Here is a 15,937-nt window from a genome sequence, read left to right as displayed (position 1 = left end):
ATATAGTTTGCATGAGCTAAATGCTTAATAAGCAATGCCAACGCGTTGATGCAAAAATTCCTTTGAGTTTAACTGTTGATATAAAAAGTGTGCAGTATCTTCAACCGAAATTTTCTGTCCATCTATAGGGAGAAAATCCTTTTCATAGCGATATGAACGTGTCACTTCTCCATCTGGTAAATAAGTTGGGCAAATAATCGTCCAATCTAAATCAGTTGATTGAAGAATTTCAAACGCTTTGGCATGTTCTTTAGCTGCTCGGGAAGTGGTTCGCCTTGATTCATTTGTTTCAAAGCGGTAAAGCTCCGGCTGCTGCCTCGCTTTCAAAATCCCCGCAGTGCCAATCGTTATAATTCTTGATGTTCCTGTTTGCTTCATGGCTTGTACGATATGATCCATTGAAACAGATAAAGTGTCATCACCATCTGTCGATAGACAGCTGACGACGATATCTGATCCTTTGATCGTTTCAAGCACATCCTCTTGATTTCTGGAATTGCCGGTGACTTGAAACATACCCGCAAGCATTTCTTCCCGGTTTGTCCGAATTAACGAACGAACCATGTAACGATCATCCTCTTGTACGAAACGAAGAAATGCTTGTCCTACACGTCCATGAGCACCGAAAAGAGCTATTTTCATCTGTTCGATCCCTCCACTACATACTATAAGTGAAAAGAACTCAAAATGGTACAATTTTATGTCATGCTTTTTTTATAAAGGTGAAAGGACCGAATACTATGAGCATATTCACATAATAGAGAGATACCGACAAATTGTAGAAGTTCAAAATTCATACCAGAAATAATGTCCATGAAGATCCGCTCCTTTCTAATACATCATATGAACACAAAAGGAATCGGTGAGGGATAAAAGCAAAAAAAGAAGACACCTGAAAAGGTGCCTTCTATGATCCAAATATGAAATTAAGCTTTTGTTCCGCCAAGGTTTTGTTGAGCGTAAGACACAAGACGTTTTGTAATTTCTCCACCAACTGAACCGTTAGCACGAGCTGTTGTTTCTGCTCCAAGGTTTACACCAAACTCAGAAGCGATCTCGTATTTCATTTGATCGATTGCTTGCTGTGCTCCAGGAACTAGTAATTGATTCGAACTATTAGTATTTGCCATGATGTGAATCTCCTTTTTATATATGATTTTTTTGGTTGGGTTTGCTGGAATCGCACCAGCGAAATGATCATGTCATTTGCCACTTGGCGAAACCCAATGCGGTAACTGGTTTGTACTAAATATTATGGTTCGTTGCGAAAAAAACATACGAAAAAAGAACATGGTAAATGTTGTTTTAACATACAAAAAACCATCACTTAATCGTGATGGTTTGGGCGAGCCTTTTCTTATTCAGCAGAGCGGATGCGCAGCTCAGTTTCGGTATCAAAGAAGTGAGCTTTATTCATATCAATGGCAAGCGGGAGAGTCTGACCTGCCTGAACGTCTGTACGAGAATCAACACGTGCAATAAACGTTTGGCCATTGAGAGATGAATACAGCATTGTTTCTGCTCCCATTAATTCTGCCACTTCTACGTTTGCTTCAATTTTTGTTCCTTCAGAAGCCTCTATAAATACAGGTTCATCGTGGAAGTCTTCTGGTCTGATGCCTAAAATAACATCTTTTCCGATATAGCCTTGACTGCGTAATACTTTCATTTTCCCTTCTGGGACACGAATGTGCGTATCGCCAACCGCAATGGCACCGTCAGAAAGTTTTCCTGTAAAAAAGTTCATCGCAGGAGACCCAATAAACCCGCCTACAAATACATTCTCTGGGTTTTCATACACATCCTTAGGCGCACCAACCTGCTGGATAAAGCCGTCTTTCATGACAACAAGCCGGGTAGCCATTGTCATAGCTTCCGTCTGATCATGTGTGACATAAATGAATGTCGTCTGCAGCCGTTGATGAAGTTTAGAAATTTCAGCTCGCATCTGTACACGGAGCTTTGCATCTAGGTTAGAGAGCGGTTCATCCAAAAGAAAGACTTTCGCATCCCGCACAATGGCTCTTCCAAGGGCAACACGCTGTCTTTGGCCGCCAGAAAGTGCCTTAGGTTTTCTATCTAAGTATTGTTCAAGCCCCAATATTTTAGCGGCATTTCGAACCCGTTCATCTATTTCAGCTTTAGGAAACTTCCGAAGCTTTAATCCAAAAGCCATATTATCATATACATTCATATGAGGATATAATGCATAGTTTTGGAACACCATTGCAATATCCCGGTCTTTTGGTGCCACGTCATTCATCCGTTTGCCGTCTAAAAGAAAATCACCTTGTGAAATCTCTTCAAGACCTGCAATCATGCGAAGAGTGGTTGATTTTCCGCAGCCCGATGGCCCAACAAAGACAATAAATTCTTTATCTTGTATATGTAGATTAAAGTTATCTACTGCGGTTACTTTATTATCGTATACTTTGTAAATTTGATTCAGCATCATTTCAGCCATTGATGACAGCCTCCCAATCCCTTTTTTGAAAGCGCTTTACTTATAAATAAAGTGTATAAAAAGGAGGGAATTCTGTAAATGGACAACGTGCACAACATCTGATTTTCGTTTTTGGGCAGGGTGCTTACATGTCACTCATATTTAAGAAAGATCGAGAAGGTTCATCATCATATAGGCTGCTGCTGCTTCTTGAAAATGTCGTATATCCAGCCCTGTCCGCTCAATAAATTTATCAATCCGATACTGAAGACTGTTTCTGTGGACGTATAAAGCCTTAGCCGCCTGAGATGCATTAAAATTACATTGCATATAGGTCATAAGCGTTCTGTAAACATCTCGATCAAAGACTGTCTCTTTAAATGCATCTGATATGGCATCAGAAACGATGTCCGCATCATATCGAATGAAGGATGGTAGACATTGATAAAATGTTGTGACCCCTGACCTGAGCTTTCCACGCTGCATATGCCACAAAAAGAGTTGATGTTCATTTAATAATCTCATCTTTACATGCTCATTCGGCAAATGCAGTTGTCCTTGTAAAAAGACGGAGTTGGTTAAAAAATCACTTGTAATGGCTTGTGACAAATCATTTAGCCGGTCTAGCTGACCATTATCTGCCGAGGCGTTTGTTTGAATCAGCATGGCTGTTTCACCGCCTGTCCATATGAAGTGAGTGTGTTCGAGGCTGCTGTTCACAGCCTCTTTGATTTGCTGTCTTTGCTCTACTTGATGATCCATTTTAAAATAATGAACACGAACGGGTTCATGAATGGTCAATGATTTGTTTTCAAAAAGAAAGCTGTACCATTTCTGTTCATCTTCGGTCTTCTGCGTATGAGAGATATCAATCGGTGTTAGGAAAGAATTGAGAAGAAGAATTTCTTTTGTTGATAGCTCTTTTTTGTTTACACCAAAAATTTCGCCTTCGTCTGTCTCATACCAAAGTATATGTTTATCTTTTGTTGGTGTACTGATGATATGGTTTCCGTAAACAAGTTTTAACTTTTCTAACATGGCGAGGCTCCTTAACGAGTTTAATCATAGACATGGAATAGCATTAATTCGTGGATTTCTTCTTTTAAGGTTGGTTCAACTTCATGAGGCGGAAGAAGAGAGCCCCATTCAATATCACCTGTTTTGTGGTAGATGCCTTCATAGTGGGCACCATTGTGAAAAAAAGAGATTTTCCAGCCAGGCAATTGTGCCTTTTTAAAGAGAGGTTTCCATTGAAAATGAGAAATCATATCATCATTGCCTCCTTGCTTATATTGATGAAACAATAAATCAACACGACCATACGGAAACAATCTTGAACTTGGTTTTATTGTATCTCATCTATTGAAAAGAGCATAGGAAAAGCACAGATTTTAGAACACCATACCCTAAAAGAATAACTAGATACTTGCTTGGCCTGTGGTCAGTGCTGTTTGAGAGAGGTAAGAGGCGTAATCAACAATTCTTTTCCCAATCAGCCATTCTGAGTTTTTCAAAGAAGCATGCTTGAAAATTTCACGTCCAGGACGAGAATTGGCTTCAAACATCCAAATAGCACCAGATGTATCAATGCCTAAGTCAAAACCAATTTCACCAATAAGACCGGGCATTTTTTCATCTATCACCTGACTAAGTGTGATGGCGGTCTCAGATAGCTGCTGCAAAATCTTGAAACGTTTATCCGTATCAGGAAAGGCCTCGTTGAGTGTTTTGATTGATCCGCCATGTAAATGATGGGTCGTGACTGTGTGATCTCCTGAGAATTTTGCAGCAGCAGCTGTAACTGTCCAGTGTCCGTACCTATTTTTATTCGTGTGTACCCTAAAGTCCATTGGTTGATGATCGACGTGCAGAAGCTCAATGCCTTGTTGGGCGATAAAGTTATGAATGGGCTCATCTTTACGCAGCTGTTTCACAAAATGATCGATTGAATCATACGAAATCGTTTTTCGTTTATTTGAACATACAGCGATCCCGCTTTCCGATTTCTTTAATCGATAAATACCATCCCCATGGCTGCCGTTTATCGGTTTTAAATAAATGACATGATGCAGATAAAGGAGTGTCTCTATTTTAGTTAGAGCATCAATAGGATCTAATTGTATGGAATGAGGTAGGAAGGACCTTGTGCTTTCGTCTGTTAAGAGCCGCTCATGAATTTCCCACTTATTAAAAAAATAAGGATTGAACCAAGGAATATTGTAGTCCTGAGTCAGTTTCCGTTTCGTTTCTTGAATGAATGCAGATTGGGCAGCCTTTCTATTTGGCAGCCGGTCATAGACGATGGATGGAAGGGGGACCTGTTTTTTTATCCATTTTTCCTCTTGATAGAGCAGACCATCGATTATTCCTTTTTCCCAATCAATTGAATGGGTACCAAAAAGATAAGCAAATCCGCTATGCTGCCTGCAAGATTGCAGAAGCTGTATGAAAAAGTCTGACCTGTCTCCTAATGGAGGTGCATTTTGTTCAAAGCCTGCGGTGAAGATGCCGATGAAAGGTCCAATATAAAGTGTATGTTGATCAAATATGACCTCGATTTTTGTGCTATAGGGAATCAGTAAATCATGATATAGATCTTGCGATAATAAAATTTTTTGAGAATGTTGATGGTAGGAAATACTGAAATCCTCTACTACACGAGACCCAGCAGCGATAGATAAGATAGCACCCTTCTGTTTCCATTGGATGGGCAGATACACTGTTTTTTCACTTGTCAGATGAGGAGCGATGATGCAGCGTTTTCTCTTCATAAGAAACCTCCTTCTGTTGAGACTTCATAGATTTGGCGTGTTCAAGTATGATTTGAATCATTTGATTTTCCTTTTCAGGGTAAGCTTTTAAAAAAGCGGATCGTCCTGGCTTTGACCTTACATTTGAGATGTATAGTTTGCCTTCACTTGTATGAAGTAAGTCTACAGCGAATTCAATGCATGGAGAGAACGTTTTATCTATAAATACTGATAGGGATGACTGAATGGATGCAATATCATCTAAAAGGAGCTCTTGAATGTGTGGCTGCAAGGAGTGTAAGTAGTGATCAAATCCTAACACATGAACGGAATTTTGTGTATGACTCAAAAGGCTGTTTTCGACTGATGATTTTGTATGAATCCCCATGCTTTTCCATTGATTTTGTGAGTCTTTCATCAAAAAAATCCTGATTTCATTAAATAAAAAATCCTTTTGATCACTCGTGTTAAAACATTGAAGGAAATAGCGGCCAATATATTTTTTGCACCAGCGCTCAATCTCTGATGGACGAGAAAATGTCATCATTTGCTCGGGGCTCAGTTGAACAGTGAATGTTGATTTGTTTTTTAAGGAAATGAAGCAAGTGGGTGCAGTGTGCTGATGAGAGAGTGGCTGTATTTTACAGTATCCGCCTCTTTTCACCATGTTGAGAAGATCTGATGGCTCTTTCAATAAAGAGCACACAGGTAAATATGGCTCTAATGAAGGCTGGAGACGGAGCTGCTCGAATAGCAGCATCTTATCTTGGATTCCGGTATTTAAAAAAGATGTTTTTGGGTACTTTTTTAACCAAGTCATGATAGGTTTTGCTTTTTTTGATTGTGCGTCATGCTGGTATAGGCATCGATCATAAATCATGTCAGGAATCGAAAATTCTGATGCTTCAAATCCTTGGCCAGACTTGAATTTTTGACCGTGGATTAAATTTGAAGCAGGTTTTAAATCATAGGGGGTAAAACGAACAACCTCTAAATCAAAAGATGAGGCAGCTTTGGCAAGCTGATGTGTGAATGCCTCTTCATGTTGCAAAGAAAGGGTTACAATACCTAACGTCGCTGTCATCATACAACACCTACTTTTCAACTTCTTTTTTTCACCATTGAAAAACACTTTTTTATGATTTTACATAAACCTGGCGCTCCTTTATCATTACGACAGATCACTTTATCATATGTCACCATGCATGCTTCATTTGCTTGGGATCTTGACAACAACTATAATACGTATAGATCAAAACAATAATCACCCGGTATTGTTTGAAAGGTAGATGACGACTTTGGATATACTTACAACGTTTATTTTTATGATTGTAATAGGTGCAGTTATAGGGGCAGCGACAAACCATCTTGCAATTAAAATGCTCTTTCGTCCTTATAAACCATATTATTTATTTGGGAAGCAACTTCCATTTACCCCAGGGCTTATTCCGAAAAGAAGAGATGAAGTAGCCAAGCAGGTCGGTGTCATGGTCATGGAGCACTTACTCACGCCAGAGGGAATTCAAAAACGATTTGAATCGTCCGAGGCAAAGCAAGACATATTGGATACAGTGCATCGATATATTGACAAGGGTGCTGACATGGAGATAACAGTTCTCGACATGCTAGAAAGATACGGTGTTTCACAGGCTGACGTAAGAGCAGATGAATGGCTTCACCATTGGTCTGATAAAAAGCTTTATTCTTTGCTTGAGACATATGATCAGCAAACATTATCTGAGCTGCTACCTCAGGAAGTGGAAAGTAAACTCTCAGCCAAAATTCCAGATGCGGCAGATTATATTTTGAAAAGAGGTATTCATTACTTTGAAAGTGATGAAGGGAAAGCAAGGCTTGGCAATATGATAGATGATTTCCTAAAAGAACGAGGCATGCTTGGCAGTATGGTTCAAATGTTTTTAGGAAATGCCAGCTTAATTGATCGGGTACATCCTGAAATCATCAAGTTCCTAAAGAATGCAGAAACAAAAAGGTTCTTATCAGACTTGCTCGTTCAGGAGTGGGACAAGGTAAAGCAATTCTCTTTAAATGAGCTTGATGAAAAATGGAATGTGAAGGAGCTTCTATTTAGTGTGAAAAAGCAATTGCTTTCACATTTTTCTACAAAGCTGCTATTAGACAGACCAGTTGGAGGTTACATCAGTGCAGTAGCGGATGATCTGAAAACACAATTTGCTCCAGTTTTCATTGATAAGGGGATTGAAGCCGCATCTCATGCTTTAGAGGGACTGCTCGCAAAGCTTCAATTTGAAGAAATTATTCGTGAGCAAATTGAACTTTTTCCACTTGAAAAAATGGAAGAGCTAGTGGTTAGCATTTCCAATAAAGAGTTGAAAATGATCACATTTTTAGGTGGGCTTTTAGGCGGAATGATTGGTGCTATCCAAGCTGTTTTTGTCACTTTATTCTAAGAGAAAATCGAGAAATTTTGTTGAATTCATTGTATATATATGAAACGAGAGCCATAGTTTGTTATAGTGGAGTGGTGTCCGCCGATCCATATCGGTGATAACGGATAGAAAGGAGACATAACATGTCTGTAAATCTTTATGATGTTGCATATGACCTTGAAAAAGCACTGCGTCATAGCGAAGAATATTCAACGTTAAGAAATCTTTATGATGAGGTAAACGAGGATGAGTCCTCTAAAAGAATGTTTGAGAACTTCCGTGACATTCAAGTCAACCTTCAACAAAAACAAATGACTGGTCAAGAGATTACGCAAGAAGAAGTAGAGCAAGCGCAAAAAACAGTTGCACTTGTGCAGCAGCACGATAAAATCTCTCAGTTGATGGAAGCAGAACAGCGCGTAAGTGTTCTCATTGGTGAATTAAATAAAATTATCATGAAGCCTCTTGAAGAGCTTTATGGAAATGCAGAAGAAAATTAATTGAAAGGGCGATGCGATTCGCCCTTTTTTATGTTTCACTGCCTTCTATGCACCTTGAAAAAAAGGGTTGTCGAAGCTCATAAATTCTGCGATAATACTTATTGAAAGTGCTTTCAAAAAAGTACTCTCGTGATGAATTGGGTGCGTTTCACTTGGGCTTTATGGCGATGAGTCAAATGAGAGAGAAGCGCTTCTGGGAGAAAAGCAAAGCATAAGGGGATCTGATATAAGCAATGCTTTGGTGTGTAAGATTAGGGGATAATGGGGAGCTTCATCACTCCATTGTTACGCATCCAAACCGTACATAAAAAAAAGCCTAGGGGTAGGCTTTTTTTATTTATCATGGATTCATCAAACAAGGGCTGCTACAACTGCATGTTCTAAAGCATTAAACTAGGGCATATCCTCATCGTAAGTACAGTCATCAAGAAGGGGGATGCCTCAGTGTCAAAAAAACTACTTGCACTCAATATAGATGGAACGTTGCTTCGTTCCAATGGAAAAATCCATTCCGCTACTAAAGAAGCTGTGGAATATGTAAAGAAAAAAGGGGTTTACGTGACGATTGTCACCAACCGGCATTTTCGATCAGCACAAAAAATTGCCAAGGCGTTGAAACTATCCAATGCAACCCTTGTGACGCATAGTGGTGCATTTATTGCTGATAAGCTCGATGAGCCGCTCCATGTGAAGAAATTAACGGAAGAAAAAACGTTTAATCTTGTGCAAATCCTTGAAAGTTTTGATTGTAATATCCGTTTGCTGCATGAAAAATTCTCAATCGGCAACCGGAAAAAAACACAGTCGCAACTGATGGGAAAAACGTTGATTCATCCGTCTGATCCGATTTTCTATCCTGTCCAATTTGTTGAATCATTAAGTGATATGCTGATGGATGAACCGGTCAGTACACCTGTTATTGAAGTGTATTCGACCGCAGCGCTTCAGCCTGAGATCCACCAAACCATTCAACAAGCGTTCCCATCTGTTGATCTGATCAAGATCAGTGATGAGAAAATGAATATCGTTTGCAAAGGGGTATCGAAAGAAGCAGGACTTTCTTTGTTAACCTCAGCACTAGGTTTTACATTAGAAGATACGGTCGTGATTGGCCACGGGACAGACGATATTCCAATGCTTGAGTTAGCTGGCTTAGGCGTTGCTATGGGAAATGCACCTCATTCGGTCAAACGTAAAGCTGATTGGGTGACACGTTCTCATGATGAACAGGGTGTCGCTTATATGATCAAAGAATACTTTAGGATGCAGCAAAGGGAAGGCTTTTTACACCAATTTGATATTAAACGATAGTACGGTGAAGGCTCTGTCAATCAAGAAATGACAGGGCCTTCGTCTATTCCCTTCATTGCTTTTCCTAGTTGAATTTTGTAAAATGAAACAAGTTTGAAGATAAAGGTGATACGATGCGAATTTTAATAAAAGGGCTGTCTGATGAACGATTTCATCGCCCGCTTGTCAATATAGCCAATTTATTTGAGGAAGACAGTGAAGTGCTGTTCGATCGAACCGAAATGGCTGAAGCTCTAGTAATGGAGTTTAACTGGAAGGAAGAACATGGAGTCGTTGAAGCAACTGGCCATATTGCTGGATCGTCCATAACCAGCCGTTTTGCAAGAGAGATGCCAGAGGGCTTGAACGATAAGGAGCGCTGGAAGCAAATCAAAAATACCGTGCTGTCTGTTTATTTACACCTGCTTCAGGAGCATACAGGAATGACGCAAAAATGGGGGATTCTCACAGGGATTCGTCCTACGAAATTACTTCATAAGATGCTCAGAGAAGGTATGACAAAGGAAGAAGCGCATGCTGCGTTAAAGCGTGATTACTTAATTCATGATGAAAAAATCAATTTGATGCAGGAGATTGTCGACCGGCAAATACAAGCCATCCCAGATCTGTATGACCTTCAGGAGGAAGTGAGTATTTATATCGGTATTCCTTTCTGTCCAACAAAATGTGCTTATTGCACGTTCCCTGCTTATGCCATTAAAGGACAAGCTGGAAGAGTGGGAACGTTTCTGTTTGGGCTACATTATGAGATGCAAAGAATGGGCGAATGGTTAAAAGAACACGGGATTAAAGTGACCACGGTTTATTTTGGCGGGGGCACGCCAACAAGTATTACAGCGGAAGAAATGGATTTGCTGTATGAAGAAATGTATCGCTCTTTTCCTGATGTGAAACACATTCGTGAAATTACTGTAGAGGCGGGGCGTCCTGATACCATTACGCCTGATAAGCTGGAGGTGCTCAACCGGTACAATATTGACCGGATTAGTATTAATCCGCAGTCATATGAGAATGAAACACTGAAAGCCATTGGGCGGCATCATAGTGTGGAAGAAACGATTGAAAAGTATCATTTATCACGGCAGTACGGCATGAATAATATTAACATGGACTTAATCATTGGTTTACCTGGTGAAGGACTGAAGGAATTTCAGCACTCCTTGCAGCAGACAGAAGAACTCAAACCCGAATCTTTAACTGTGCACACACTCTCCTTTAAAAGAGCGTCTGAAATGACCCGTAACAAGGAGAAGTATCAAGTAGCAGACCGCGAAGAAATCACACGTATGATGGATGAAGCGGTTGCTTGGACGAAAGCACATGAATATCATCCTTACTATTTATACAGACAAAAGAACATCTTGGGAAATCTCGAAAATGTCGGGTATTCGTTAGATGGGCAGGAAAGTTTGTATAATATCATCATTATGGAAGAGGTGCAGACGATCATTGGCATTGGATGCGGCGCGGCCAGTAAATTCATTGATCCGCGCACAGGGAAGATTACGCAGTATGCCAATCCAAAAGATCCTAAATCGTATAATGATCGCTATGAGCACTATACAGAAGAGAAGATTCAATTTCTTGAGTCATTATTTGTTTCTCGCGTTTAAACACTGCGGTACCGCAGTGTTTTTTTCATTTGTAAAAGGGTATATAGGAGGTAAAAAGTTAAAGCAGGTGTACATATGATTGATGTGATCGGAATTGGGATTGGGCCCGCAAATTTAGGCTTGGCCGCTTTATTAGAGGAGTATGAAGATGTGACATGCTGTTTTTTTGAACAGGAGACCGAATTTGCCTGGCATCCTGGTATGCTGATCAAAGGAACGGATTTGCAGGTTTCCTTTCTAGCAGACCTTGTGACGATGGCGAATCCAAGGAGCAGGTATACATTTTTGAATTATTTACATGAGTCAAACAGGCTTCACCGTTTCTATACCTTTGAACAATTTGATATTCCACGGAGAGAATTCAATGCGTATTTAGCATGGGCTGCAGGTGAATTAGATAGCTGTCAGTTTGGGATGAAGGTTGAAGAAGTGATGGACTGCCAAGATGGGTATTTAGTGAAAGTCCGAAAATTGACAGATGGATCGCTTTCTGAATATCGCGCAAAGCATGTGGTTCTTGGAACTGGAAGTAAGCCGATGATTCCTGTTGATGTGCCAGAAGCTGCTTTGCCGTATGTGACCCATAGCAGCCGTTATGTAGATCGGCAAAAAGAAATTCACGAAGCTCAATCAGTGACGGTGATTGGTTCAGGTCAGAGTGCGGCTGAAATTTTCTTAGATCTCCTTCAGCATCAAACGAAAGGGCAGCAGCTTTCATGGTTTACGCGGTCTAGTGAATTTAGAGAGCTGGAGACAGCAGAGCTTGGTCAGGAGTTATTTACGCCAAAGTATGTCGAATATTTTCATTCGCTTCCTTATGAAGAACGGATGAACACGTTGCCTAGACTGGCGGGATTAAGAAATGGCATAGATGCCTCGACGCTTTCTCGCATCTATCAGGAATTGTATCATCGCTCCGTTTCAGGAGAGGAGCCGTCTGTTCTCATTCAGCCGATGACTGAGCTTGAAGCGGTTCATATGAAGGACGATCAGTCTTTAGAGCTGCATCTGAAACAATGGCAGCTGAAGAAAGAAAAGACAATCGCAGCGGATCATGTAGTATTGGCCACAGGATACACGCCGAATATTCCGTCATGGTTTAGCACATATGAACCTTTGATTGAGTGGGAGAGTGATCAGCATTTTAAAGTGACAGATGATTTCAGACTTGTGTTTAAAGACAAACGCTCCCATCATTTCTTTACATTCACGAACCTTGATCACTCTCACGGAACAGCGGCAACCAATTTAAAACTATCTATCTATCGCAACCAAAAAGTGATACAAACGATACGGGGAATAGAGAAAGCGCCAGTGAAGCAAGAAACAGCATTTCAGCAATTTATTTAAGCAATGAAAGAAGGGCCCCGGAATCAAGGGCCCTTTCGATTACAAAGTGGGTTCTTTTTTTACTTTTGGTTTTTCTGTTTTCCATTTGAAGATTTTGTTTAGGATTTGATAGATACGCTTCGATTCTTTCGTCACTAGCGGTCCTAAAATCGCAAGAATTAACACATATAATGCTGCAAATGGCTTCAATGTAGCGGCAAGCCCGCCTGCAATGCCAAGCTCGGCGACAATGATGGAAAATTCTCCTCTTGATACGATCGTTAATCCAATATTAGAAGAAGCTTTATGAGAAAAACCAGCTCTTCTTCCAGCAAACATCCCAGCAGTGAAGTTCCCAATCAGGGTGAGAATGACAGCACCAATTGCAAGCCAGAAGGCATCTCCTAATGTAAACGGGTCGATACTCAATCCGAAGCTGAAGAAGAACATCGCTCCAAAGAAATCTCTAAATGGAACAACGAGATGTTCGATGCGGTCTGAGTGTTCTGTTTCTGAGAACACAAGGCCAAGTAAGAGTGCACCAATTGCTTCTGCGACATGGATCGTTTCTGAGAAACCAGCGACAAAGAACAAGGCGGCAAAAATCACAATGATGAACACTTCATTCGAACGGATATCGAAAAGCTTATTTAATAGTTTTGGGAGCTTACGCGCGATGATAAAGAAAAGCATCATATAACCAAAAGCGATTAAAATAGATAATAAGGCACCGCCAACGGATGTGGCATCTCCAAGGACAAGACCTGATACGACAGATAAATAAACGGCGAGGAAAATATCCTCAAACATAATAATCCCAAGAATTAACTCTGTTTCAGGGTTCGCTGTCCGTTTCAAATCAACAAGGACTTTGGCGACAATGGCACTTGATGAAATGGTGATAACCCCTGCCATAATAAGAACTTCAAGGAATCCAAAGCCTGTGATAAAGCCATAAAGCAATCCTAAGCTGAAGTTGATCAAAATATAAATAGATCCGCCGACTGCAATGGATTTACCCGATTTAATGAGCTTTCCGACAGAGAATTCAAGTCCAAGGTAGAAAAGAAGGAACAAGACACCCATTCTACCAAAAAACGAAATGATTTCGGTGCTTTCGATAAATTTCAAATCAATGATCCCGATGGTTGGTGCATGTGGACCGACAATCATTCCGAGGACAATCAGAAAAGGAATGATCGAAAATTTAATTTTATTGGCGATTAAGCTGGCAATGGCGATGAGAATAAGCGCCGTCCCAACTTCAAAGACTAAATGATCCATTCATCACTCTCCCCCTCTTGAAAGAAAATCACGTATTAAGCGTTTTAAGTGTTTTCTTTCGCCTGAAATGACGATCGTATCGTTTTCTTGAATAATCGAATCGGCACCAGGGTTGAGTAATTTTTCATTCGTATGCTTAATGATCGCAATAACGGTTACTTCATAATTTTGTCTCACATCTAAATCACCGAGTGTATGTCCAACCGCTTTTGCGCCTTTTTCTACTTTAAACCATTCAATGATCAAGTCATTGAATGCCATTTCAATGGTTTCAAGGGCTTGCGGCTTATATACCATACCGCCAATAATGGCAGCAACTTGCCGGGATTCAGCATCATCGAGAGAAATGGTGGACAGCACTTCATCTGGATCATCATCGTCGAAACGATAAATCTCCCGTCTGCCATCATCATGAATCACAATCGTCATCTTTTCTCTATTTCTTGTTTCAATTTCAAATTTCTTTCCAATCCCAGGAAGATCATTTTCTTTAATGTCCATTTTATCCCTCCGAATATGATAGGTTTTGTTTTTCATATAGTCAATACGGATGAAATAAAATGAATCAGTCGAGGTAATTTGATTGATACATGATGGGGATTGCACACTTCATTTCCAAAAAACATAAATCAATAGATAGTGCTGTTGATGCTGCACGCTTTAAAAGAAAAGCCTTTGAATCCCCCATTGATAATCTGTCTTTTAACAGAATAGATGAGGCCAGTTTTTTTGAAAATGGAGGTGTCTTCACAGCGTTTATTTCTTCCTCATAGATGGACGGAGAAATAAGGTTGGGTGTGCTCGCCTCTGCTTGTGAAGCAAAAACGACATTTGAAAAGGGAGAAAACATGACGATGAAGCTAACCAATATGAGTATGGAACATCTTATCAATCATTCTCCCCCTTTCAAACGATTTTTTATTTCTTATTTTACTATATAAAAATATATTTCTTGTTTCAACCATTATGCTCATTTTGGTATCAATTGATCTTGAAATTTTTTATTCAGAGGAAAAGGAATTACTTGAAGGGTATTGAAGTAAGACATTAGCTGTAAAAGAAAGAGGGGAATGGATGATGACCTATATCAATTGTCAATTAGATGGGGATATTTTTGAAATCGCTTTCAATAGACCGGAAGCTTATAATGCGTTTCATGTTGACATGTTTGCAGAATTTAAGGAGGCGTGTGATACAGCGAGTGAGAGCAGTGCAAAGATCGTTGTGATCAAGGGAATAGGGAAAGGGTTTTCGGCAGGCGGAGATATTGGAATGATGCTGAAGCAAGATCGTGAAGAAGATTTTCATCGTGTGATGGATTTGATTGAGGGAATTACACTATCTTTAGCTCGTATGCAAAAAGTGACGATTGCGCTAGTCCACGGGGCAGCGGCTGGTCTTGGTTTTAGCTTTGCCCTAAGCTGTGACTATTTGTTTATGCATCAAGATGCAAAGCTCGCTATGAACTTTAATGGAATTGGGCTAATTCCAGATGGTGGAGGGCATTATTTCCTGACTAAACGAGTAAGTGAGCAAACCGCTAAACAATTGATTTGGAGCGGGCAAAAGCTGTCGGCTGAAGAAGCGATCGAGCTTCGTCTTGCAGACGGTGTGTTTCAAGAGGAGGTTGAAACGTATCAAAAAGTGTGTGTGAAGCCGTTTATCAACATGCCGCTTCAAGCATTTATTGAAACAAAGATGATCTATTTCCAGCAGTCAGAATCACAGCTGTTAGCCGTTCTTCAAAAGGAACGTGCGGCGCAGGCAAGACTCAGACAAAGTCAAGATCATAAGGAGGGCATTCAAGCCTTTTTAGAAAAAAGACGTCCTGTATTTCATTAAGTTTAAAGGAATGTAAAGCCGGCGCATGCCGGCTTTCAGCGTGTAGACAAACCCTCGCATTCTTTGTCAGTCCTGCGTGCCGGTGCTCACGAATGTCAAATTCGCTCCGCGCCGGTACTCGTCCTTCCTAGACTGCAAAGGTTTTCTATCACGCTGAAAAGAAGACAAAGGGCTAAAATAAAGATCATTTTAGCCCTTTGTCAACAATCTGAAGCCGGCGCATGCCGGCTTTTTTAACGTTCAAATAATAGAAGCTTGCCTGCATCATTCACAAGGCGATGAGAATGCTTCGTGTATTGCTGTTCGATTAAGCGATGCCGTCCTAATTCCTTCGCCTTTTCATCGTTATTTGCTGTGATTTTTTCGTTTAATAAGGTCTCACCTGACGAATCAAATACGGTCAAAAAGTATGTTTTCTCCATACCTCATCTTCCTTTCTTTTGTTTTTTAATGA

Annotated in this window: 16 protein-coding genes; 6 read left to right on the top strand and 10 right to left on the bottom strand. The window is 40.3% G+C overall.

The annotated features are described in order from the left end of the window. Positions 1 to 24 precede the first annotated feature (24 nt). The 7 genes from BK049_RS03335 to BK049_RS03305 all read right to left on the bottom strand — a co-directional run bounded on the left by BK049_RS03335 (position 25) and on the right by BK049_RS03305 (position 6,277). Complete coding sequence (locus BK049_RS03335; RefSeq protein ID WP_008361302.1) at positions 25 to 642, bottom strand: NAD(P)-dependent oxidoreductase; 618 nt, start codon at positions 640 to 642, stop codon at positions 25 to 27. A gap of 284 nt (positions 643 to 926) precedes the next feature. Then, positions 927 to 1,130: an alpha/beta-type small acid-soluble spore protein gene (locus BK049_RS03330; RefSeq protein WP_008361305.1), complete on the bottom strand. Its 204-nt coding sequence runs from the start codon at positions 1,128 to 1,130 to the stop codon at positions 927 to 929. Positions 1,131 to 1,357: 227 nt separating this feature from the next. Then, positions 1,358 to 2,464, bottom strand: a complete 1,107-nt coding sequence (locus BK049_RS03325; protein WP_008361307.1) for an ABC transporter ATP-binding protein — start codon at positions 2,462 to 2,464, stop codon at positions 1,358 to 1,360. Between the two features lie 141 nt (positions 2,465 to 2,605). Further along, positions 2,606 to 3,481 (bottom strand): helix-turn-helix domain-containing protein, encoded by an 876-nt coding sequence (locus tag BK049_RS03320; protein ID WP_008361309.1) that lies wholly within the window; start codon positions 3,479 to 3,481, stop codon positions 2,606 to 2,608. 20 nt (positions 3,482 to 3,501) lie between these two features. Next, complete coding sequence (locus BK049_RS03315; RefSeq protein ID WP_008361312.1) at positions 3,502 to 3,711, bottom strand: YheE family protein; 210 nt, start codon at positions 3,709 to 3,711, stop codon at positions 3,502 to 3,504. Between the two features lie 150 nt (positions 3,712 to 3,861). Beyond that, positions 3,862 to 5,214 carry a YheC/YheD family endospore coat-associated protein gene (locus BK049_RS03310; RefSeq protein WP_008361313.1) on the bottom strand — a complete coding sequence of 451 codons (1,353 nt, stop codon included), beginning with the start codon at positions 5,212 to 5,214 and terminating at the stop codon, positions 3,862 to 3,864. Then, positions 5,171 to 6,277 (bottom strand): YheC/YheD family protein, encoded by a 1,107-nt coding sequence (locus BK049_RS03305; protein ID WP_008361316.1) that lies wholly within the window; start codon positions 6,275 to 6,277, stop codon positions 5,171 to 5,173. Before BK049_RS03305 ends, BK049_RS03310 begins: the two co-directional genes overlap by 44 nt. A 214-nt stretch (positions 6,278 to 6,491) precedes the next feature. On the opposite strand from BK049_RS03305, the gene BK049_RS03300 reads away from it, so the two are divergent. From BK049_RS03300 to BK049_RS03280, 5 genes are all read left to right on the top strand, one after another. Next, a complete protein-coding gene (locus tag BK049_RS03300; RefSeq protein ID WP_008361318.1) occupies positions 6,492 to 7,625 on the top strand; it encodes a DUF445 domain-containing protein in 1,134 nt (377 codons plus the stop codon). Positions 7,626 to 7,747: 122 nt separating this feature from the next. Next, on the top strand, positions 7,748 to 8,104 hold the full coding sequence (locus BK049_RS03295; protein ID WP_008361320.1) for a YlbF/YmcA family competence regulator: 357 nt from the start codon (positions 7,748 to 7,750) through the stop codon (positions 8,102 to 8,104). Positions 8,105 to 8,548: 444 nt separating this feature from the next. Beyond that, positions 8,549 to 9,415 carry a Cof-type HAD-IIB family hydrolase gene (locus BK049_RS03290; protein WP_008361321.1) on the top strand — a complete coding sequence of 289 codons (867 nt, stop codon included), beginning with the start codon at positions 8,549 to 8,551 and terminating at the stop codon, positions 9,413 to 9,415. Between the two features lie 113 nt (positions 9,416 to 9,528). Then, positions 9,529 to 11,028 carry a coproporphyrinogen III oxidase gene (locus BK049_RS03285; protein WP_071167836.1) on the top strand — a complete coding sequence of 500 codons (1,500 nt, stop codon included), beginning with the start codon at positions 9,529 to 9,531 and terminating at the stop codon, positions 11,026 to 11,028. Between the two features lie 75 nt (positions 11,029 to 11,103). Continuing rightward, positions 11,104 to 12,378 carry a lysine N(6)-hydroxylase/L-ornithine N(5)-oxygenase family protein gene (locus BK049_RS03280; RefSeq protein ID WP_071167835.1) on the top strand — a complete coding sequence of 425 codons (1,275 nt, stop codon included), beginning with the start codon at positions 11,104 to 11,106 and terminating at the stop codon, positions 12,376 to 12,378. Between the two features lie 39 nt (positions 12,379 to 12,417). Here the strand turns inward: BK049_RS03280 and BK049_RS03275 are convergent, their stop codons facing one another. Beyond that, positions 12,418 to 13,641, bottom strand: coding sequence for a cation:proton antiporter (locus tag BK049_RS03275; protein WP_008361327.1), 1,224 nt, complete (start codon positions 13,639 to 13,641; stop codon positions 12,418 to 12,420). A 3-nt stretch (positions 13,642 to 13,644) separates the two neighbouring features. After that, positions 13,645 to 14,142: a cation:proton antiporter regulatory subunit gene (locus BK049_RS03270; protein WP_008361329.1), complete on the bottom strand. Its 498-nt coding sequence runs from the start codon at positions 14,140 to 14,142 to the stop codon at positions 13,645 to 13,647. 576 nt (positions 14,143 to 14,718) lie between these two features. On the opposite strand from BK049_RS03270, the gene BK049_RS03260 reads away from it, so the two are divergent. Beyond that, a complete protein-coding gene (locus BK049_RS03260; protein ID WP_034739834.1) occupies positions 14,719 to 15,483 on the top strand; it encodes an enoyl-CoA hydratase in 765 nt (254 codons plus the stop codon). Between the two features lie 233 nt (positions 15,484 to 15,716). On the opposite strand, the gene BK049_RS03255 is transcribed toward BK049_RS03260, so the two are convergent. Beyond that, a complete protein-coding gene (locus BK049_RS03255; RefSeq protein WP_008361117.1) occupies positions 15,717 to 15,905 on the bottom strand; it encodes a YhzD family protein in 189 nt (62 codons plus the stop codon). Positions 15,906 to 15,937: the final 32 nt, after the last annotated feature.

It is taken from the genome of Bacillus xiamenensis (assembly GCF_001857925.1).
In the GTDB taxonomy this organism is placed as follows: domain Bacteria; phylum Bacillota; class Bacilli; order Bacillales; family Bacillaceae; genus Bacillus; species Bacillus xiamenensis.
The sequence above is the reverse complement of the archived record's forward strand: the minus strand, read 5'-3'. Positions and strand labels throughout refer to the sequence as shown.